General features: G+C 66.1%; 1 pseudogene. It reads right to left on the bottom strand.

From position 1 onward, the window contains the following. Nucleotides 1-330: pseudogene (locus ABGA94_RS00050) on the bottom strand (hypothetical protein); the annotation flags it as partial.

Here is a 330-nt window from a genome sequence, read left to right as displayed (position 1 = left end):
GCTGATGCTGGAAGCGATGGGCGGGAAGGTGCTGATGCTGGCAATCCAGGCCGAAGGGCGTGCGCCGCTGCTGCTGATGGCGGCCTGCGACCAGCGCAGCGTGATCGGGCAGGTGCTGCAGGCGCCCTGTGGGGTGTTGGGCGAGAAGTCTTCGGCGTACAGCATGGGCTGGTGGGCCGGGTAGGCCCCTGCCCGCGAGTACATCATGCGCACCAGGCTGGACAGGGTCTTCAGGTTGCCGGCATAGGTCAGGGCGTCGAGATTGATGACCTTGACGCCACGTGCGACGGCCTCGAGAACGAAGTTACCGCCAATGAATCCGGCACCGCC

Source organism: Stenotrophomonas sp. 3diitr2024 (assembly GCF_042136455.1).
Taxonomy (GTDB): domain Bacteria; phylum Pseudomonadota; class Gammaproteobacteria; order Xanthomonadales; family Xanthomonadaceae; genus Stenotrophomonas; species Stenotrophomonas sepilia.
The sequence above is the reverse complement of the archived record's forward strand: the minus strand, read 5'-3'. Positions and strand labels throughout refer to the sequence as shown.